Here is a 20,588-nt window from a genome sequence, read left to right as displayed (position 1 = left end):
GCCGATCAGTTCTGCGGTCGGGTGCATGGGACCTCCGGGGGCGGCAACGGCCGGGAGACGGACGGGGCTTAGTCATATAGGCATGGGATCCGGGTGACCTGCCGAATCCCCAGCCGCAGCAGCCTCTGAATTCACTCGGAGAGCAGACGGAAGGCCGATGAGGGGTGGCGGGTGGGCGAGCCCGCAATCGAACGCTTACGATCCACTGTTGTGTCCAAACTGACCGACGTGCCCAAACGGATCCTGATCGGGCGCGCACTGCGCAGTGACCGGCTGGGGGAAACGCTCCTGCCGAAGCGCATCGCACTACCCGTCTTCGCCTCCGACCCGCTGTCCTCCGTCGCGTACGCGCCGGGGGAGGTGCTGCTGGTCCTGTCGATCGCGGGTGTGACGGCGTACCACTTCAGTCCGTGGATCGCGGTCGCGGTCGTCGTGCTGATGTTCACCGTGGTGGCGTCGTACCGGCAGAACGTGCACGCCTACCCCAGCGGCGGCGGCGACTACGAGGTGGCGAACACCAACCTCGGCCCCCGGGCCGGCCTGACGGTCGCGAGCGCCCTGCTCGTCGACTACGTCCTCACCGTCGCGGTGTCGATCTCCTCCGGCATCGAGAACCTGGGCTCCGCGGTCCCGTTCGTGGTCGAACACAAGGTGCTGTGCGCGATCGGCGTGATCGTGCTGCTGACGCTGATGAACCTGCGCGGCGTGAAGGAGTCGGGCTCGCTGTTCGCCATCCCGACGTACGTCTTCGTCGCGGGCGTCTTCACCATGATCGCCTGGGGCGCCTTCCGCGGAGTGGTCCTGGGCGACACCATGCGGGCACCGACGGCGGACTACGTCATCAAACCCGAACACCAGGGCCTGGCGGGCTTCGCCCTGGTCTTCCTGCTGCTGCGCGCCTTCTCCTCCGGCTGCGCCGCGCTCACCGGCGTCGAGGCGATCTCCAACGGCGTCCCGGCCTTCCGCAAGCCCAAGTCCAAGAACGCCGCGACCACGCTCGCGATGATGGGCCTGCTCGCCGTCACCATGTTCTGCGGCATCATCGCCCTGGCCGCCACGACCGACGTCCGCATGGCCGAGAACCCGGCCCGCGACCTCTTCCACAACGGCGTCCCGCTCGGCGCGGACTACGTGCAGAACCCGGTGATCTCCCAGGTCGCCGAGGCCGTCTTCGGCAAGGGCAGCTTCCTGTTCATCGTGCTGGCCGCCGCCACCGCGCTGGTGCTGTTCCTCGCCGCGAACACCGCCTACAACGGCTTCCCGCTGCTCGGCTCGATCCTCGCCCAGGACCGCTACCTGCCGCGCCAGCTGCACACCCGCGGCGACCGCCTCGCCTTCTCCAACGGCATCGTGCTCCTCGCGGGCGCCGCCGGACTGCTGGTGGGCATCTACGGCGCCGACTCCACACGCCTGATCCAGCTGTACATCGTCGGCGTGTTCGTGTCCTTCACGCTCAGCCAGACCGGCATGGTCCGGCACTGGAACCGCCTCCTGGCCGCCGAGCAGGACCAGGCCAAGCGCCGCCACATGATCCGCTCGCGCGCCATCAACGCCTTCGGCGCCTTCTTCACCGGCCTGGTGCTGGTGGTCGTCCTCGTCACCAAGTTCACCCACGGCGCGTGGGTCGCCCTGCTCGGCATGGTGATCTTCTACGCGACGATGACGGCCATCCGTAAGCACTACGACCGCGTCGCCGAGGAGATCGCCGCCCCCGAGGGCCCGAGCGACGACAGCGTACGGCCGTCCCGCATCCACTCCGTCGTCCTGATCTCCAAGATCCACCGCCCGGCGCTGCGCGCCCTGGCCTACGCCAAGCTGATGCGCTCGGACAGCCTGGAGGCCCTGAGCGTCAACGTCGACCCGGCGGAGACCAAGGCGCTGCGCGAGGAATGGGAGCGGCGGGGTATCGACGTACCGCTGAAGGTCCTGGACTCGCCCTACCGCGAGATCACGCGGCCGATCATCGAGTACGTCAAGGGCCTGCGCAAGGAGTCGCCGCGGGACGCGGTGTCCGTGATCATCCCCGAGTACGTCGTCGGCCACTGGTACGAGCATCTGCTGCACAACCAGAGCGCCCTGCGGCTGAAGGGCCGGCTGCTGTTCACACCGGGGATCATGGTGACCTCGGTGCCGTACCAGCTCCAGTCCTCCGAGGCGGCCAAGAAGCGGGCCCGCAGGCAGGCGGAGTGGAACGCGCCGGGTTCGGTGCGGCGCGGGCCCGCGCAGGTGCGGTCGAAGGAGTCCACCGAGCACAAGTCGTGAGACGACGGCTGGTGTGAAGCGGCCGGGCGGCACCCACGTAGACTGGTGGGCTGTTGTCCGGCCGTTTCCGTCCGGCCCTTGCCCCTCACGTGTTTTGGAGTCACCCCACCATGCAGGCAGAACCGAGGAAGTCGCTGGTGGGGGAGGAGTACGAGGTCGAGATCGGCCCCGTCGCCCACGGTGGACACTGCATCGCCCGTACGGCCGAGGGCCAGGTGCTGTTCGTCCGGCACGCGCTGCCCGGTGAGCGGGTCGTGGCGCGGGTGACGGAGGGCGAGGAGGGTGCCCGGTTCCTGCGCGCGGACGCCGTGGAGGTGCTGGACGCCTCCAAGGACCGGATCGACGTCCCCTGCCCGTTCGCCGGCCCGGGCCGCTGCGGCGGCTGCGACTGGCAGCACGCCAAGCCGGGCGCGCAGCGGCGCCTGAAGGCCGACGTCATCGCCGAGCAGCTCCAGCACCTCGCCGGCCTCACCCCGGAGGAGGCCGGCTGGGACGGCACGGTGATGCCCGCCGAGGGCGACAAGGTGCCCGCGGGCCAGGTCCCGTCCTGGCGTACCCGCGTCCAGTACGCGGTCACGGCCGACGGCCGCGCGGGCCTGCGCCGGCACCGCTCCCACGAGGTCGAGCCGATCGACCACTGCATGATCGCCGCGGAGGGGGTCAGCGAGCTGGGCATCGAGAAGCGGGTGTGGACCGGCATGGACTCCGTCGAGGCGATCGCGGCGACGGGTTCGCAGGACCGTCAGGTGATCCTCACGCCGAAGCCGGGCGCGCGCCTCCCGCTGGTCGAGCTCGACCGCCCGGTGTCGGTGCTGCGCGTGGACGAGCGCTCCGGTGGCGTCCACCGCGTCCACGGCCGCCCCTTCGTCCGCGAGCGCGCGGACGGCCGGACCTACCGCGTAGGGGGCGGCGGCTTCTGGCAGGTCCACCCGCAGGCCGCGGACACCCTGGTGACGGCCGTCATGCAGGGCCTCCTGCCCCGCAAGGGCGACATGGCCCTCGACCTGTACTGCGGCGTCGGCCTCTTCGCCGGCGCCCTCGCCGACCGGGTCGGCGACCAGGGCGCGGTCCTCGGCATCGAGTCCGGCAAGCGCGCGGTGGAGGACGCCCGGCACAACCTCGCCGAGTTCGACCGCGTCCGGATCGAGCAGGGCAAGGTCGAGTCGGTCCTGCCGCGCACGGGCATCACCGAGGTCGACCTGATCGTCCTCGACCCTCCCCGGGCCGGGGCGGGCCGGAAGACGGTCCAGCACCTGTCGTCGCTCGGAGCACGGCGGATCGCCTATGTGGCGTGTGACCCCGCCGCGTTGGCGCGAGACCTGGGGTACTTCCGGGACGGGGGGTACCGGGTGCGGATGTTGCGGGCGTTCGATCTGTTTCCGATGACGCACCATGTGGAGTGCGTGGCGATCCTGGAGCCGGTGGCAAAGGGGCGCTGACCTGGCCGAGGACCCATGACGATGCCTCACTCCCAGGATGGTGACGCCGACGAGGCGACCCGCGCGGGCTGTTGACGGCCTCGCGCGGCACGAGTCCGTACGTCACGCCCGCGATGACCATGCGCTGGTATCGCGCTGCATCACCATGCACTTGATCTTGAGCGGCCCTCGGCGGTGCTTATCAGAGAAATCCGTGCAGTAGCCGCACGCTATTGGTGGGTCGCGCCCTGCGGTCGGCATGTCCGTCACCGACCGGCTCTCTCAGACCGGATACGCCGTATGGATATGGCCGTCGCGGATGACGACTTCCACCTCTCTGGTCTCCCGCCCGCTGCCGTTGATGCCCACGGGCTCGCCGTGTTCGAAGCGGTGCAGGTGGCTGTCCTGCCCGGCCCTGGCACGCGGGTTGGGTATGGCCGGGGTGCCGTCGACGCCCTCGCGGAGCCGGCGTCCCAGGACGAAGTCGTCGCCCTCCCAGAAGAAGTCCTCGTAGAACTCACCGGGCAGTGAGGGTTCCGGCCCCGTCGGGTCGGCGTTCTCCCGCACGCGGTCCTGGGCGCCGGGGCCGTGCTGGCCCTCGATATGGGCCTCGCGTTCCTCTGTGATGCCGTGCCTGCTGCTCTCGCAGCTCACCAGCCCCCATGGGTGCGTCCAGCGAAGGGGGTCGAGGACGTAGGCGTGGTGGTTCGGTGCGGGTGCGAGGCCCAGGGGGTCCGGGCTGATGTAGCGGGCGTTCTCGGGGTCGTAGTAGCGGCGGAAGTTGTAATGGAGGCCGGTTTCGGGGTCGTGGTACTGACCCGGGAAGCGCAGAGGGCAGTCGACTGGACCCGCCGAGCCGCCTACCGGCGTGCCCCACAGCGTCGTGCGTGCCCGCCAGGCGATCCGGCCCTCCTCGTCGACCAGTTCGGTGGGGGTGCCGACCAGGTCGGTGACGATGGCGTAGAACCGGCGGTCGACCTCGTCCTGGTCGATCTGCAGCAGCGCACGGTTGGTGCCGGGAGCCCATTCCCAGCTTTTGGTGGGGCCGCCGGCGGAGCTGCTCTGCTCCACCAGGTGGGAGCCGTCCCAGGTGAAGACGGTCTCCTCGACCGGTAGGCCCGAGTCGGACAGCAGGCGCTTGGCGACGCGACGGCCGAGGGCGTCGTAGACGTACGCCCAGCGACGCCCGTCCGGGGTCGTGGCCTGAGTGAGCCGGTCCTCGGCGTCCCACGTGTAGGTCCACTCCCGCGTTCCCCCGGACAGCAACCTGCGCGTCTGCCGGACCAGGCGCCCCTGTGCGTCATGCACGTAGGTGATGTGGCCGGTCCTGCGGATGAGCGTGCCGTCGTGGACCCGTTCCCCCTGCGGGCCCTCCGGCGCGTCCGCCCGGCTGATGTTGCCCGCCGCGTCGTAGGCGTAGCGCTCGGACCACCCGGTGGCGGAGACCGCTTCCACCCGGCCGAGGCGATCACGGCTTCCCCCGTCGCATGGCTCCACTCAAGGCACGTATGCCTCAGCAAAGTTACTTGATCTCCTGCTCGTAGACTCGGGGGCGTGAGCCACAACGAAGAGACGCCCGGCGACGGCGCTTCCGATCGACATCGCCGGGAGCGGCCCGGGCCGGAGTCGCAGCATCTGGCTGAGCTCGGACCGGAAGGAATGTACGAAGCGGCGGAGCGGCTGTGCCGGACGGCGGCCGGCGACGGGCCCCGTGGAGCCTCCGTGGCGCGGACCGTCGGGCAGATCGCCGAGACCCTCGCCGACACGCGTTCGCGGGTCTGTGTGACGTTTGCTGTGGACCTCGTGAGTCGGCTGCTGCCCGAAGGGGTCATGCCCCCCGGCGACAGCGATCGACTGCTGCGTTCCGTGGCCGCGAAGCTGGTCAAGGCTCAGCATCTGCGGGACATCGAGCCTCTGTTCGGCGATGTGCCGGACGGGGTCCTGGGTCCGGCGGTCGAGCTGCGCGCCTGTCTCCTCGGAGAGCTGGCGCTGATCGGCTCGGGGACCGGTCGGCGCTCCCTGGACGCGTACGCCGAGAAGCTGCGTGAGCTGGGGCACCCGCTGGCCCGACTGCCCAGGACGCGACTGGACATCGAACACCGGTTCACCGTTCGTGTCCGGGGACTGGGGTCGATCAAGACCGCGAAGCAGCTCCGGTCGCGCTTTCCGGAGGCTCCCTCGACCGACGGCGGTGCGGTCGCCGGTCGCGGTGCCGGGGACGCTCGGGACGACGGACGGGCGAACGCGGTCGCCCGACCGTTCAGGGCCGGCGGATGGGCCCGTGAGCCCGAGGCACGGTTCTTCACGCTGCCGAGCCCGCTCAGCCCCGACGACTTCGGCATGTCCTTCCTCAAGGAACTGCCCCTGCGCTGCCTGGAAGGTGAGGGCAGCCGCCAGGGAAGCGCGCTCGCCTGCGCGACGACACCCGATGATGTTCTCAACGAACTCTTCTCGGCGTCGTACGTCGGCGGGGTGAGCGGCCAGGGGCAGGGCGGTGCGTACGCGCGGCTGTACGCCTGGGAGAGTCTCTACGGGCTCATGGGGTTGCCCGCCGGGGTGCCGCTCCTGGAAGCGGTGCGGCGTGCGGCGGATTACCGGTGGCTGCGGTTCATGGCGTTCACGGACTGGTTCCACCATGACACCGCGGACCTGGGTTTCGCCGTGCTGGATCCCACCCGGACCCGGGTCGCGGTGCTGGCGGCGACCGATACCGATGCCGACCGCGACGTCCCCGGGTAGTGGAAACAGGCGAGGCTCTCGGAGCCTCGGCCTACCCACGCTGACCTGCGGCTGTATCGACTGGCGTCTCATGGGACCTGTTCCCGATGACGCACCATGTTGAGTGCGTGGCGATTCTGGAGCCCGCCGCATCCAGATCACCGGCCCGGACCCCCGCCGCGTCCCTGCCCTCCGTCCGACCTTCGCCATTTCGTAGACCGCCCAGCGGATCTGCCCCTCCTGGCGCAGGGCGGGCCACTTCAGGCCGGGCTGGTCCCGCAGGGCCTTCCAGGACGACTCCGTGGAGGAAGCCGGCGCAGATGGGTAAGAAGGTCGCCAGGATGACGCAGTCGACGGTCTCGGGAGCCACGCTCGCCATCGCGAGAGCTTTGCCGGCGGCTGCCTGGGCCATGTCCGCGAGGGATTCGTCCGGTGCGGCCCAGTGTCTGGTGACGATGCCGGTGCGCGACCGGATCCACTCGTCGGACGAGTCGATGTGGCGGCTCGCTTCCTCGTTGCTGACGACGCGTTGCAGCCGGTAGGCGCCGACGCCCAGGATCCTCGTGCCCCCGAGCGGGACACCCAGCATCCGTCCGGCCGGCGCTGCCGGATGCGTGGCCGGCTTCCGGGCGCCCCGGGGCCGGGCACCGTGTTCCCGCGCGAAGCGGCCCTGGCGCTCGGCACGGCCGGCCCGGACGCGGACCCGGCGGCGTGGACGCTGCTGCTGCAGCCCCCCGCCGCGGACGCACGATGGGTCACCGAGACGGGACATGTCGTGGCTCGCCGGCCGCAACTCAGTGTCCTGTGGCGGGGACCCGAGGCGGCCGAGCGGCAGGGGCTGTGCCGTCGTCCCGGCTGCTACCTGATCCGCGTGGACGGCCACATCGCCGCCCATGGTCACGCCGGCGACCTGGACCGGCTGGAGGCAGAACTCGGTCTCCAGCTCATCCCGGGCGCCCGCTGAGGCATACCCCGGGCCAGGCCCCCTCCGCACCGGCCCGTCACGCGCCTGTCACCCGTTGCCCTGTGGCGCATCGGGCAGTGCCAGGCACAACGCGTCCAGGGCCGCCGCGAAGGCGTGGTCCGGGGGTGTGCCGTAGCCGATGACCAGGCCGTCGCGCGGTGGCATCGTGCTGTCGGGGTGGCGGTAGGTGCGGAGCCCGTCGAGGGCCAGCCCCTGCCGCCGCGCCGCGCGCAGCGCCGCCTCCTCGGTGTTCTCCGGCAGTTCCAGCACGGCGTGGAGTCCCGCCGCGACGCCGCTGACCCTGATGTGCGGGGCACGTTCGGCGAGCGTGCTCGCCAGCAGGTCGCGGCGGCGCCGGTAGTGCTGTCGCATACGGCGCAGGTGCCGGTCGTAGGCGCCGCAGGCGATGAAGTCGGCGAGAGTGAGCTGGTCGACGACGCCCGACCACATCTCCCGGGGCCCCTTGGCGGCGAGGACGTCGTCGACGAGCCATCCCGGCAGCACCATCCAGCCGAGCCGCAGCGCCGGTGACAGGCTCTTGCTGATCGAGCCGATGTAGACGACCCGGTCGGGGTCGAGGCCCTGTACCGCGCCGACCGGCTGCCGGTCGTAGCGGAACTCGCCGTCGTAGTCGTCCTCCACGAGAAGCCCTCCCAAGGAGCGGGCCCAGTCGATGACCGCCGTCCGGCGTTCGGGATGCAGCGGGCCGCCGGTGGGGAACTGGTGCGCGGGCGTGAGCAGGACGGCCTTGGCGCCGGTGCCCGGCAGTTCGTCGATCCGGGCCCCCTGCGCGTCGACCGTCAGCGGGACGGTGGGCGTCCCCTCGCTCTCGACCAGGCTCCGGTGGAAGCCCAGTCCGTACGACTCCACGGCGACCGGACCCTTCAGCAGGCCGCCCAGCAGCCGCAGCGCGTGGGCGAAGCCGGAGCAGAGCACGATCCGGCCCGGATCGGTGCGCACACCCCTGGCGCGCGCCAGATACTCCGCGAGCGTCTCGCGAAGCTCCTCCCTGCCGCGCGGATCGCCCACGCCGAAGGCGTCGTTGGGGGCCGCGGCGACGGCCCTGCGCGCGGAGGTCAGCCACGCGGCACGCGGGAAGGCGGCCGCGTCGGGCGAGCTGGGCATCAGGTCGTGCAGGACGCGGCGGCGGGTCGGGCGCTGCGGGCGCCGCGCCTGGTGCGGATGGAACGGGGTGGCGCGCTGGGCGACCTGGGTGCCGGAGCCCTGACGGGCGAAGAGCCAGCCCTCCTCGACGAGTTCGGCGTAGGCGTCGGCGACGGTGTTGCGGGCGATGCCCAGATCGTGGGCGAGGCTGCGGTAGGGGGGCAGTCGGGTGCCGGGGGTGAGCCGGCCCGAGCGGATGGCCTCCCGCAGGGCGTGCATGATCTGGCCGCGCAGGCTTCCCTCCCCGGAGAGTTCCAGGTGGAGGTCGGTCCCCGCGGCCTGGGCCGGTTCCGCTCCGGCGGTCCCGGGCTCCGAAACATTGACCCATGTTTCTGACATGAAAATGCACCATACCTTGGGTCGATTCCCCGCTTAACTTCAAGGCATGACAACGTTTCGGGTTCCGCAGCGCATGAACTTCTCCACCGTCGCCCCCAAGGTCTTCAAGGCCGTCCTGGCGCTCGACACCGCCGCCCGTGAGGGGCTCGACCCGGTCCTGCTGGAGCTGGTGCAGATCCGCGCCTCCCAGATCAACCGCTGCGCGTACTGCATCGACTACCACACCTCCGACGCACGCAAGGCCGGCGAGACGGAAGAGCGGATCTACCAGCTCTCCGCCTGGGAGGAGTCGAGCCTGTACACCGAGAAGGAGCGGGCCGCCCTGGCGCTGACCGAGGCCGTCACCCTCCTGCCCCAGGGCGTGTCGGACGAGGTCTACAGCGAGGCCGCGAAGCACTTCGACGACAAGGAGCTCGCCCAGCTCATCGCGCTCATCTTCACCGTCAACGCGTGGAACCGGATGAACGTCACCACGCGCAAGACGCCCGGCACCGAGTAAACCGACAGTTCCAGCGCGTGGTGTACCGAAGAGGTCACCCGAGCCGCCCTCGACGCTCTGAGCACGGGCTCCGTGGAGGTCATCCCTGGTACATCTCCGCGAGCAGAAAAGCCAGTTCGAGCGACTGGGTGTGGTTCAGGCGTGGGTCGCAGGCCGTCTCGTACCGGTGGTGCAGGTTCTCCTCCAGAACGGCGTTGCCGCCGCCGACGCATTCGGTGACGTCGTCTCCGGTGAGTTCGACGTGGACTCCGCCCGGGTGGGTGCCCAGGGCCCGGTGGACCTCCACGAAGCCACGGACCTCGTCGACGATCGCCTCGAAGCGCCGGGTCTTGTGGCCGCTGGGGGCGGTGAAGGTGTTGCCGTGCATCGGGTCGCTGATCCAGCACACCGGGGCACCCTCGGCCGTCACCTTCTCCACCAGAGTGGGCAGCACGTCACGGATCCGGTCGGCTCCGGCCCGGATCACGAGGGTGAGCCGGCCCGGCTCGCGCTGGGGGTCGAGCCGGTCGATGAGCCCGAGCACATCGTCCGGAGTCGCACGGGGGCCGAGCTTGACGGCGATGGGGTTGGCGATGCGTGAGAAGTACTCGACGTGGGCCCCGTCCAGGTCTCGGGTGCGCTCGCCGATCCACAGCAGGTGGCCGCTGGTGGCGTAGGTGCGTCCGCTGGTGGGCTCGGTACGGGTCAGTGCCGCTTCGTAGTCCAGCAGCAGGCCCTCGTGCCCGACGAAGAACTCGGCGGTGGACAGCTCGCTCGTGTCGACACCGCACGCGTCCATGAAGGCAAGGCTGCGGTCGATCTCGTCGGCGAGCGTCTCATAGCGCTCGCCGGCCTCGGCGTTCGTCACGAAACCCTGGTTCCAGGCGTGGACTTGGCGCAGGTCGGCGAAGCCGCCCTTGGTCAGGGCCCGGACGAGGTTCAGGGTCGTCGCCGAGCTCTCGTACATCTGTTTGATCCGCCAGGGGTCGGGCCGGCGGGCCTCGGCGGTGAACTCCACCGCGTTGACGGCGTCTCCCCGGTAGGAGGGCAGTTCCACCGCGCCCCGCCGCTCCACGGAGCTGGACCGCGGCTTGGCGTACTGTCCCGCCATCCTGCCCATCTTGACGACCGGCAGGGCGGTGGCGTGGGTCAGGATGACCGCCATCTGGAGCAGCGTTTTGATCTTCCCGTAGACGTTGTCGGCGGTGAGACCGTCGAAGGTCTCGGCGCAGTCACCGCCCTGCAGCACCACGGCCTCCCCGCGGGCGACGGCCGCCATCCTGCGCCGGAGCAGGTCGCACTCGGAGGCGGACACGAGGGGCGGAGCGGCGGACAGCCGATCTGTCACGGAACGGAGCTCGGTGGCGGGCCAGAGCGGCTGCTGGGCCGCCGACAACCGGCGCCACGATTCGGCGGGTGAATCAGTCATCACGCGTCCCTTTCATGGTCGGGAACCAGCCTCAGCTCAATCCCCAGCCGGTGCCGCGGTCAAGCGATTTCAGAAGTGGTCCGGCTGCGCGGGGATCAATTGGTCTGGCCCCGGAAGGAAAGCGGCTGATTTTCTGAGCGTGGTGGAGCGCGAGGCTCGTCACCCGGTCGACAACGCCGAATTCACAGGGGGTCCATGGCGATGCAGAAACGGATCACGGTGCGGGTCACCGCTGCCGAATTACCGCACCACGACCCACTGGAGCTGTACGAGCGTCTGCGGGAGACGTGCCGGGCGGAGGACGTCTTCCTCTTCGAGAGCAGGGACGGCGCCGCTCCCGACCGCCGGTCCGCCGTCCTCGGGCTCGGCCGCCTCGCCGAGATCCGGGTCTTCGCCGGACATGTGGAGATCGACGGCGTGCCCGGCGTGACGTCGGTGCTGGCTCTGGCCGCGAAGGAGGCAGGTCTCCTTCCCGAGGAGCCGCCGCACAGCGCCGGAGCGAACTCCCTCAGGCTGCGCATGACCGACCCCGCCGCCGTCTGGCGTCTGCTGCCGCTGGCGCAACAGGTGTTCGGGGTGGAGACCGACATACCCGAGACGTCGTACGCCTTCGGGTTCCTGACCTCGCTCGCCTATGAGTCCGTATGGCACATGGAGACGCTGCCGCCCCGCACCAAGCAGGCGAACGGGCCCGACATCACGCTCACGCTCTTCCGGGATGCCGTGTGGTACGACCTGACCACGGACGCGGTGCGCCACCTCACGGCAGACAGCGCGGAGTTCGGGGAACGCTCACCGGACGTCCCGTCCGTGGCGGAGCTGGCCGTGCGGGTGGCCCGCGAGCCGGCCGTCCCGGGCCCGGACTCCGTGCCCGCCGCGCCCGTCCCTGCGTCCGTGCACGACACCGTCAGCCGCGAGACCTTCCTGTCGTGGGCCGACCGGTGCCTGGAGCACATCAGGGTCGGGGACATCTACCAGATCCAGATCGGCCACCGCATCGACGTGCGCACCCAGCTCACTCCCGTCGACGTGTACCGGCGGCTGCGCGGCCGCAACCCCTCGCCGTACATGTATCTGATGCCCCGCGCCGGCAACATGCTCATCGGTGCCAGCCCCGAGCTGTACTTCCGCATCGAGGGCGACGAACTGGAGATGCGCCCCATCGCGGGCACCGCGCGCCGGGGGCCGGACGACGAGGAGAACGCACGGCGCGTCAAGGAGATGCGGGAGAGCACGAAGGAACGCGCCGAGCACATCATGCTCGTCGACCTCTGCCGCAACGACATCGGGAGGGTGAGCCGCCCCGGCACCCTGCCCGTGGACCGGTTGATGGCGGTGGAGTCCTACTCGCACGTCTTCCATCTCGTCTCCGCCGTCACCGGACGCCTCGAGCAGGGCATGGGCACCTGGGACGCCGTGTGCGCGACGTTTCCCGCGGGCACGATGACCGGCGCGCCCAAGGTGCGGGCCATGGAGATCATCGACGGTCTCGAACGGGAGCGGCGCGGCAGCTACGCGGGCGCCGTGGGGCTGGTGGATGTGCGGGGATGGAGCGAACTCGCGCTGTGCATCCGCTCGATCGAGTACGACGGAGATACGTACTCCACGCAGAGTTCGGCGGGCCTGGTGGCGCAGTCGGACCCCGAGTCCGAGTGGCGCGAGACGCTGGCGAAGATGGGCGCCGCCTACTGGGCGCTCACCGGGGAGGAGTTGCGATGAAGGTCCTGCTGATCGACGCGTACGACAGTTTTGTGCACATCATCGACCAGTATCTGCGCCACCTCGGCGCGCAGACCCGGGTGGTGCGCTCGCTGACCCGCCCCGCCGCCGAACTCGCCGGGTACGAACCGGATGCCGTGGTCCTCGGGCCGGGGCCCGGGCATCCGGCCGACTCGGGCCATGTCGAGCTGGTGCACGAGTTCGCCGGCCGGGTGCCGTTGCTCGGCGTGTGCCTGGGGCACCAGGCGATCGCCCTGGCGTACGGAGGGCGGATCGAGGTGGCCGACCAGGTGATGCACGGCCGGATCAGCACCGTGCAGCACGACGGCACGGGCCTGTTCACCGGTCTGGGGCACAGCCTGCAGGCCACCCGGTACCACTCCCTCGTGGTCGCCGAGCCGCTCCCGGACGCCCTGGAGACCACGGCCGTCGCCGTCGACCACGGCTATGTGATGGGTCTGCGGCATCGCACCCTGCCCGTGGAGGGCGTCCAGTTCCACCCCGAGTCCGTGATGACCGCCGGGGGCCTGACCCTGATGGAGAACTTCCTGGCCATGACGGCGCACGACCGCGGCCAGGAGCGGCCCCTCACCGGGATATGACGTCCGCCAGCACACGGACGGCCTCGGTGATGCCCGAGCGCGGCAGGTGTGCGTGGCCCACGACGAGTGCGGGAGCACCCCGTCGTGGGCGGGCGTGGAAGGCCGCGCCGCCACGCACCGCGACGGAGCGGCGCAGCGCCCCGGACACCAGGACCGCCTCGTCGGTGTGCCGGGGCAGCCGGACGTACGTGTGCAGCCCCGCCGCCCGGCCGAGCACGTCGGCGCCGGGCAGATGCCGGCGGACCGCCTCCTCCAGGGCGTGACGGCGGCTGCTCGCCCGGGAGTTGAGTCTTCGCAGGTGGCGGTCGAGCAGTCCGCTGCGCAGCAGCTCGGCGAAGGCCAGCTGGGTGAGGGTCTCGGTGCCGAGGTCGTGCCGGGCACGCTCACGCAGCAGCCGGTCCAGCAGGCCGGGCGGTGCGGCCAGCCAGCCGAGCCGCAGCCCCGGGGCGAGGGACTTGCTCGCGGTGCCCGCGTACACGACGCGTTCAGGGGCGAGGCGCTGCAACGCCAGGGGGCGGGCGCCCTGTTCGTACCACAGACCACCGTCGTAGTCGTCCTCGATGATCAGGCCGTCGACGTCCCGGGCCCAGCGCACGAGCTGCTCGCGACGGTCCTCGCGCAGGGTCACGCCGGTCGGGAACTGATGCGCGGGGGTGACGAGGACAGCGCGCAGGTCCGTCGCGGCCAGCGCCGCCACGTCCAGACCCGCCTCGTCGACGGGCAGCGGCACGGGACGCATGCCGCATTCCTGGAGGAACTGCCGCTGTCCGGGGTGGCCCGGGTCCTCCACGCCGATCGCCTCGCCCCCGTCCCGGCGGAGCACCGCGCACAGCAGGTCCAGCCCCTGGGAGAACCCGCCCACCACGGCGAGACGCTCGGCCGTGGTCCGTACGCCGCGTGTCCGCCCCAGGTACTGGGCGAGTTCGAGGCGCAGCGCGGGGCTTCCGGCCAGCGGCGGATAGGCGTGCGCCGAGGGGGTGGCCGACCGCAGCGCGCGTTCGTAGCAGGCGAGCCACTCGCGGCGCGGGAAGTCGGGCAGGTTGCCGCCGCCGGGCCGCAGGTCCCAGCGGACCTCGGGCACCCGGTCCGCCCCGAGGAGCGTCGGCACCACCGCCGGGGTGGTCACGTGCCCGACGACGCGGGTGCCGGCGCCCTGGACGGCTTCCAGGTACCCCTCGGCGACGAGTTGGCCGTACGCCTCCACGACCACGCTGCGCGAGATGTCCAGGTCACCCGCGAGACGGCGGCTGGAGGGCAGCCGGGTTCCCGCGTGCAGGCTGCCCGCCGCTATCTCGCTCTTGATGAAGCTCTGTATCTGGGCGGTCAGGGAGACCTCGGAATCCCGGACGACCGCGACCGCCATGTGCAGGGACATGACCTTTTCTCTCCTTCTGAATTGGACCGTATCTCTCATGGGGCAGTGGTCTGGCCGGGGTATGCGGCCGGACGCGAAAATGGACGTACAGATCGACGTTCGATTTCACCCCGCAGACGCCCGAGGAGAATTCACGTGACAGCTGGACCGCAGAGTTTCAGTTGGCCCGAACTGCTGAATTCACTGCTCGACCTGAAGGACCTTTCCGCGCGGGAGAGCGACTGGGCGATGGATCAGGTGATGTCCGGCGTCGCGGGGCCGGTCCGGCTGGCCGGGCTCCTGGTGGCGCTGCGGGCGAAGGGCGAGACCGTCGAGGAGATCGAGGGTCTGGTCAGCGCCATGCGGCGGCACGCGGTACCGCTCGACGTGCCGGGCCCCACGGTGGACATCGTGGGCACCGGCGGGGACGGCTCGAACAGTGTCAACGTCTCCACACTGGCGGCGATCGTGGCCGCCGGGGCCGGGGCGCGGGTCGTCAAACACGGCAACCGGTCCGCGTCCTCCTCCTGCGGATCGGCCGACGTCCTGGAGGAGTTGGGGGTGGCGCTGCGGCTGCCCGCGGACGACACCGCCGCCGTCGCCGAGGAGGTCGGCATCACGTTCTGTTTCGCGCCGGCGTTCCACCCCGCCATGCGGCACGCGGCGGGGCCGCGCCGCGAACTGGGGGTGCGCACGGTGTTCAACGCCCTGGGCCCGCTGCTCAATCCGGCCTCGCCCACCGGTACGGCGATCGGGGTGGCGGACGCGCGGCTCGCGCCGCTGCTGGCAGGGGTCCTCGCCCGACGAGGGTCGTCCGGGCTCGTGTTCCGGGGCGACGACGGAATGGACGAACTGACGGTCACCACAACCTCCACGATCTGGTCGGTCACGGACTCCGGTGTGCGCAGGGAGACCTTCGATCCGCGGGACGTCGGCATCGGGCTCGCCGCGCCCGGCGCCCTGCGGGGCGGCGACCGGGCGTACAACGCCCGGGTGGCGCGTGAGGTTCTCGCCGGGGCGCGCGGCCCGGTGCGCGACGCGGTGCTGCTGTCGGCGGCGGCCGGACTCGCCGTGCTGGAGCCGGGTGGGGCGCGGTCGGTCACGGAACGGCTGGCGGCGGGCATGGAGCGGGCGGCGGAGTCGGTGGACTCGGGGACGGCGGCAGCCGTGCTGGAACGGTGGGCGGCCGTCACGACCAAGCGGGCACAGGCGGCGGAGCCGGCACACCGGTGAGCCCCGACCGACCTCCCGTCCTCTGCCCGCCGGCACCCGGGCCTTGCTCCTCGGTGCCCGGGCTCTGCTCCTCGGCGCCGTGGCTTGGCGTGTCGACACCCGGGCCTTGCTTGTCGACACCCGGGCCTTACTTCTCGGCCCCAGGCATTTCCTCCCGGTACCAAGGGCTTGCCCCTCGGCACCCGGGGGTTGCCCTGCCGCACCCGGGGGTTGCCCCGCGGCGCCGGAAGGCTCGGGGCCCTGGAGCGCCGGGCTTCGGTGCGCGGCGGTGCGCGTGAACGCCGGTGAGCGAGGCCCGGTGAGGGCGGCCGCAGTGACGTCACCGCGACGGACGTGTGCACCGGGTCCGGTCGCCGGGGGCGATCCGCGGCCCCGGTCCCGGACGCCTCCACGGGACGAGCCCGGGGCCCGGGCCACACCCACCCGGCAGGCTCCCACGTCCCGCACGCTTGCCGCCTCGGCCACACCGGCCGACCAGACCCTAGCCGCACGGTGCCGCCAGGAGTTCGTTCACCGCCGTCCGGGGGTCGCCGTGGGTGACCAGGGCCTCGCCGACGAGGACCGCGTCCGCGCCGGCGCGGGCGTATGCCGCCACGTCGTCGGGCCCGCGCACACCGGACTCGGCGATGCGCACCAGACCCTCGGGGATGCACGGCGCGACCCGCGCGAAGGTGCCGCGCTCCACCTCCAGCGTCGTCAGGTCGCGCGCGTTGACGCCGATCACCGTGGCGCCGGCGGCCACCGCGTGCTCCGCCTCGGCCTCGTCGTGCACCTCCACCAGCGGCGTCAGCCCCGCCTCGCCTGCCTGCGCGACGAGTTCGGCCAACTGCGCCCGGCCCAGAGCGGCGACGATCAGGAGCAGCAACTCGGCGCCGTACGCACGCGCCTCCCACACCTGGTAGGGGTCCACCACGAAGTCCTTGCGCAGCACGGGAACGTCCACCCGGGCGCTCACCGCCTCCAGGTCCGCCAGCGAGCCCGCGAACCGACGCTCCTCGGTCAGGACACTGATCGCGGCCGCACCGCCCGCCGCGTAGCCGGCGGCCAGGGCGGCCGGGTCGCGGATCTCGGCGAGCGGACCGCGCGAGGGGCTGGCGCGCTTCACTTCCGCGATCACACGCACCCGCGGCCCGCCGCGCAGCAGCGGCACGCAGTCACGCCCGGCGCCGCGCGCCAGGGCCCGCTCCCGCACCTCCGCTTCGGGTATGCGTGCCCGGCGTGACGCCACGTCCTCGCGCACGCCCCTGACGATGTCGTCCAGAGCATTCATCGGTGTCCATTCCCTCCTGACCTGCGGGCTCCGACCGGACGATAGGCGTTCGGACCAGGCAGGGAACACGTCCTTAAGCAGCGGCGAAAACTGCGACGTGGGCGCGTGCGAACAGCGCGGGGAGTCGTTCCGCTCAGCGTGACACCGGAGACAGCCCGTCGCCGCGAGGCCGGTGGCGGCACGTCAGTGGCCTGTCAGTGCCTGTCGACAGCATGGTCACGAAGGCAATGCCGAGCAACACATTCTTCCGTCCATTCCTCGGTAGGTTGGCGATCACGTGTCGAAGACTTTGGGCTGTTCAGTCGCGGTCGGGACGACGGACGAGCACGGTTCGGGGGATGTCGGGGCGGCCGTACGCGTCCCGCGGTGGACCACAGGCGAGACGGGTGCGCGGGCCCGAGTGAGTGCCGAACTCGTCCTGCCCTCCACTCTGACCGCCCGGCTGCGCACGGTGGCCGCCGAGTGCGCGGCCTCGCTGGACGCCGTGTTCCTGGCCGCGCACCTGAGGGTGGTCGCGGCGCTGACCTCCGACCAGAACCCGGTCACCGGGTACGTGCCCGCCGAGGGTGATCCCCTCGCGCCACGTTCGCTGGGCGTGAGGGGGGTGCTGCGCCACAGCTGGCACGAACTCGTCCGGCAGGCCGAGGAGGCGAGCCGGCGCGCCCCGGCGCCGGGCCTGGCCTCGGGGCCGCACCACGAATCCGTGCTGGACGTGTCCGCCACGGATCCGGCACCCGAGGACGCACCGCCGCTGTGGGTGCGCATCGCCGTGCGCGCGGACCGTGTCACGGTCAGCGCCCGGTCCCGTTCGGACGTCCTGTCCGAGGAGCACCTGACCCGGATCGTCGGTTACCACGGACGGGCCCTGGAACTGCTGGCCGCCCATCCCGACGCCCCGGCGGGCGAACGGAGCCTGCTCGCCGAGGACGAACGCCACTTCCAGATCTACGGGCTGGCGGGCGAGGCGGAGCCCTTCGACGGGAGGCTGTTCGTCGAGCGGTTCGAGGAACAGGTCAGGGCGACGCCCGACGCGGTCGCGGTGTCGCACGGGAGCCGGTCATGGACCTACGACCGGCTCAACGCGAGCGCCAACCGCATCGCCCACGCGCTGCTGGCGGAAGGGCTGCGCGACGAGGACGTGGTGGCCGTCGTCATGGAGCGCGGCCTGGAATGGGCGGCGGCCACGATAGGCCTGCTCAAGTCGGGCGGCTGCTACCTCCCGGTGCAGCCGGACCTCCCGGCCGCCCGGATCGCCGCTCAACTCGACGGCGCCGGATGCAGGTTCGTGCTCGGAGACGGTGAGGTCCCGCAGACCAGCGCCGAAGACGGGGACGCGCCCCGGCCCCTGGACGCCGCGGCCCTGTGCGCCGGAACCGGGAGCCACGGCCCGGACGCGCGGGCCGGCAACCCCGGCCGGCCACTGGCGCCCCGCCGGCTCGCCTACATCTACTTCACCTCGGGCTCCACCGGCACGCCGAAGGGCGTCATGTGCGAGCACGCGGGGTTGCTGAACCACCTGTTGATGAAGGTCGCCGACCTCGGCCTCGGCCCCGGCGACGTGGTGGCGCAGACCGCCGCCCAGTCCCTGGACATCTCGCTCTGGCAGCTCATCGCCCCCCTGCTGACCGGCGGCAGTTCACGCATCGTCGACACCGACGTGCTCCTGGACCCGGACCGCTTCGTCACGGAGCTGACCGCGTCGCGGGTGTCCGTCGCACAGTTCGTCCCGTCCTACTTCGACGCGCTGATCACGGCCCTGGAACGCGGCCCCCGCGCTCTCGGCGTGCTGCGCGCCGTGTCGGTGACGGGGGAGGAACTGAAACCGGCGCTGCTGCGGCGCTGGTTCGCCCGCTGTCCGGGCATCCGGGTGGTCAACGCGTACGGTGCGACCGAGGTCTGCGACGACACCATGCACGAATTCCTCGACCGGGTGCCGGAGCGCGGGCCCGTCACGCTCGGCCGGATGCGCCGCAACGTGCACGGGTACGTGCTGGACGAGCAGGGCGGGCTGGTGCCGCTCGGTGCGACCGGAGAGATCGTCTTCTCCGGTGTCGCGGTCGGCCGTGGCTACGTCAACGACACCGAGCGGACCCGGGCCGCGTTCTCGCCCGATCCGTTCCGGCCGGGGCAGCGGATGTACCGGACGGGCGACTTCGGGCGCTGGCTGCCCGGGGGCCGGCTCCAGTTCCTCGGCCGCCGCGACCAGCAGGTCAGGATCCGCGGATTCCGTGTCGAGACCGGTGAGATCGAGAACCGGCTGATGGCCCTGGACGAGGTGAAGGACGCGGTCGTCGTCGCCTCGGGGGCGGGCGACCGGCACCGGGTCCTGGTCGCCTTCCTGGTCGGCGCCGTCCGCCGCGAGGCCGACAGCGTCAGGACCGCCCTGGCCCGCCATCTGCCGGACTACATGATCCCCGCGTACTGCCACTGGCTCGACGCGCTGCCGGTCAGCGGCAACGGCAAGGTGGACCGCAAGGTGCTCACCGAGCTGGCCGCCACGCTCGGGCATGCCGGCGTGCCCAGCACGGCGCCCACCACGCGCACCGAGCAGCGCCTCGCGATGGCCTGGGCCGAGGCGCTCAACGTACCGCTGCAGAGCATCGGGCGGGCCGACGACTTCTTCTCGCTCGGCGGTACGTCGCTCGCGGCGACGTGGCTCGTCGTGAAGCTGGACCGCCTCGTCTCGCTGGCCCAGATCATCGCCCACCCCGTGCTGTCCGATCTCGCCGCCGTCGTCGACGCGGGCCGGGACGCGTCACCGAAGGGGCCGGGAGCAGGCCTGCTCCGCCCGCTGACGGGTGCCCTCGCGGGCCGGGACGCGTCACCGAAGGGGCCGGGAGCAGGCCTGCTCCGCCCGCTGACGGGTGCCCTCGCGGGCCGGACCGTGCCCGAGGGCCGCCTGGTCTGCTTCCCCGGCGCCGGCGGCAACGCCGTCAACTTCCTCGCGCTGGCACGGGAACTCGCTCCCAGCGGCGTCGAGGTGTACGGCGTCGAGCTGCCCGGACACGACTTCGTCCCCGGCGCGCAGGATCTGGCGGAGGTGCCGGAAGTGGCGCGCCGGGTGGCGCAGGAGCTGGACCGGCTGACTGCCGTACCGCTCGTGCTGTGGGGCCAGCGGGAGGGGGCGGCGCCCGCGCTCGCCCTGGCCCGGCTGCTGGAGGACGGCCCGTCGGCGCCGCGCCGGGTCCTGGTCGGCGGTGCCGGCCCGGGCTGGCCGGCCGGGGTGCGGGCGAGCATGGACCGGACCCGTGCCATGAGCGACCAGGACGTCGCCGCCGGCCTGCTGCGCGAGGGCGCGTACGTGGAGTTCGACGGGCTCAAGCCCGAGCGGGCCCGGCTGCTCGGACCCGCCTACCGGCACGACGTGCGGTCGTCCGGGGACTTCCTGCTGGCCGCCCGGCAGGACCCGCAGACCCACCGCGTCAAGGCGGGCATCGAACTCGTCGCCGCTGAGGACGGCCCGGACGCGGCGGCCGGAGACCCGGGCCACGGTCACTGGGACTGGCGGCTCCTCTCCGACGAGGTGACGCACCGCCGGCTGCCGGGCGGGGGAGCGCACTTCCCGCGCACGCGGGCGGCCGACGCGAAAGACGCGGTGCTGACCGCGCTGAACCGAACCGCCCCTTCGTCCCCGTGAG

At 71.8% G+C, this 20,588-nt stretch carries 14 protein-coding genes and 1 pseudogene; 9 read left to right on the top strand and 6 right to left on the bottom strand.

Annotated elements, in window-relative coordinates; all coding sequences use genetic code 11:
• The first annotated feature begins 210 nt into the window (after positions 1-210).
• Positions 211-2,262, top strand: a complete 2,052-nt coding sequence (locus CCL05_RS06095) for an APC family permease (protein WP_086559447.1) — start codon at positions 211-213, stop codon at positions 2,260-2,262.
• 110 nt (positions 2,263-2,372) lie between these two features.
• Positions 2,373-3,701: a class I SAM-dependent RNA methyltransferase gene (locus CCL05_RS06090; RefSeq protein WP_086559446.1), complete on the top strand. Its 1,329-nt coding sequence runs from the start codon at positions 2,373-2,375 to the stop codon at positions 3,699-3,701.
• Between the two features lie 261 nt (positions 3,702-3,962).
• Here CCL05_RS06090 and CCL05_RS06085 read toward each other — a convergent pair whose 3' ends face one another.
• Positions 3,963-5,135 carry an RHS repeat domain-containing protein gene (locus tag CCL05_RS06085; RefSeq protein WP_244204189.1) on the bottom strand — a complete coding sequence of 391 codons (1,173 nt, stop codon included), beginning with the start codon at positions 5,133-5,135 and terminating at the stop codon, positions 3,963-3,965.
• Between the two features lie 99 nt (positions 5,136-5,234).
• Here CCL05_RS06085 and CCL05_RS06080 point away from each other — a divergent pair, with 99 nt between their 5' ends.
• Positions 5,235-6,419: a DUF6183 family protein gene (locus CCL05_RS06080; RefSeq protein ID WP_086559444.1), complete on the top strand. Its 1,185-nt coding sequence runs from the start codon at positions 5,235-5,237 to the stop codon at positions 6,417-6,419.
• 310 nt (positions 6,420-6,729) lie between these two features.
• Here the strand turns inward: CCL05_RS06080 and CCL05_RS47405 are convergent.
• Positions 6,730-6,987: pseudogene (locus CCL05_RS47405) on the bottom strand (3-oxoacyl-ACP synthase); the annotation flags it as partial.
• Between CCL05_RS47405 and CCL05_RS06070 the strand changes: the two are divergent.
• On the top strand, positions 6,895-7,362 hold the full coding sequence (locus CCL05_RS06070; protein WP_143589816.1) for a hypothetical protein: 468 nt from the start codon (positions 6,895-6,897) through the stop codon (positions 7,360-7,362). The pseudogene CCL05_RS47405 and the gene CCL05_RS06070 overlap by 93 nt on opposite strands.
• A gap of 48 nt (positions 7,363-7,410) precedes the next feature.
• Here CCL05_RS06070 and pdxR (CCL05_RS06065) read toward each other — a convergent pair whose 3' ends face one another.
• Complete coding sequence (gene pdxR / locus CCL05_RS06065; RefSeq protein WP_086559442.1) at positions 7,411-8,865, bottom strand: MocR-like pyridoxine biosynthesis transcription factor PdxR; 1,455 nt, start codon at positions 8,863-8,865, stop codon at positions 7,411-7,413.
• Positions 8,866-8,911: 46 nt separating this feature from the next.
• On the opposite strand from pdxR (CCL05_RS06065), the gene CCL05_RS06060 reads away from it, so the two are divergent.
• On the top strand, positions 8,912-9,364 hold the full coding sequence (locus tag CCL05_RS06060; protein ID WP_244204188.1) for a carboxymuconolactone decarboxylase family protein: 453 nt from the start codon (positions 8,912-8,914) through the stop codon (positions 9,362-9,364).
• Between the two features lie 79 nt (positions 9,365-9,443).
• On the opposite strand, the gene CCL05_RS06055 is transcribed toward CCL05_RS06060, so the two are convergent.
• Complete coding sequence (locus tag CCL05_RS06055; protein WP_086559440.1) at positions 9,444-10,772, bottom strand: class II 3-deoxy-7-phosphoheptulonate synthase; 1,329 nt, start codon at positions 10,770-10,772, stop codon at positions 9,444-9,446.
• Between the two features lie 195 nt (positions 10,773-10,967).
• On the opposite strand from CCL05_RS06055, the gene CCL05_RS06050 reads away from it, so the two are divergent.
• Together CCL05_RS06050 and CCL05_RS06045 are read left to right on the top strand one after the other, a co-directional pair.
• A complete protein-coding gene (locus tag CCL05_RS06050) occupies positions 10,968-12,491 on the top strand; it encodes a chorismate-binding protein (RefSeq protein WP_086559439.1) in 1,524 nt (507 codons plus the stop codon).
• Positions 12,488-13,093: an anthranilate synthase component II gene (locus CCL05_RS06045; protein WP_086559438.1), complete on the top strand. Its 606-nt coding sequence runs from the start codon at positions 12,488-12,490 to the stop codon at positions 13,091-13,093. Before CCL05_RS06050 ends, CCL05_RS06045 begins: the two co-directional genes overlap by 4 nt.
• Here CCL05_RS06045 and pdxR (CCL05_RS06040) read toward each other — a convergent pair.
• Positions 13,080-14,468 (bottom strand): MocR-like pyridoxine biosynthesis transcription factor PdxR, encoded by a 1,389-nt coding sequence (pdxR, locus tag CCL05_RS06040; protein WP_086559437.1) that lies wholly within the window; start codon positions 14,466-14,468, stop codon positions 13,080-13,082. The two genes, CCL05_RS06045 and pdxR (CCL05_RS06040), sit on opposite strands and share 14 nt — an antisense overlap.
• A 135-nt stretch (positions 14,469-14,603) precedes the next feature.
• Here pdxR (CCL05_RS06040) and trpD point away from each other — a divergent pair, with 135 nt between their 5' ends.
• Complete coding sequence (gene trpD / locus CCL05_RS06035; RefSeq protein ID WP_425275894.1) at positions 14,604-15,680, top strand: anthranilate phosphoribosyltransferase; 1,077 nt, start codon at positions 14,604-14,606, stop codon at positions 15,678-15,680.
• 481 nt (positions 15,681-16,161) lie between these two features.
• Here trpD and trpC read toward each other — a convergent pair whose 3' ends face one another.
• The gene (trpC, locus tag CCL05_RS06030) at positions 16,162-16,950 is read right to left on the bottom strand and encodes an indole-3-glycerol phosphate synthase TrpC (protein ID WP_086559436.1); all 789 of its coding nucleotides are present in this window, start codon (positions 16,948-16,950) and stop codon (positions 16,162-16,164) included.
• 400 nt (positions 16,951-17,350) lie between these two features.
• Here trpC and CCL05_RS06025 point away from each other — a divergent pair, with 400 nt between their 5' ends.
• Complete coding sequence (locus tag CCL05_RS06025; RefSeq protein ID WP_107400429.1) at positions 17,351-20,587, top strand: non-ribosomal peptide synthetase; 3,237 nt, start codon at positions 17,351-17,353, stop codon at positions 20,585-20,587.
• The last annotated feature ends 1 nt before the right edge of the window (position 20,588 follow it).

Source organism: Streptomyces africanus, assembly GCF_002150735.1.
In the GTDB taxonomy this organism is placed as follows: Bacteria; Actinomycetota; Actinomycetes; order Streptomycetales; family Streptomycetaceae; genus Streptomyces; species Streptomyces africanus.
This window is presented reverse-complemented; position numbering and strand designations above follow the sequence as displayed.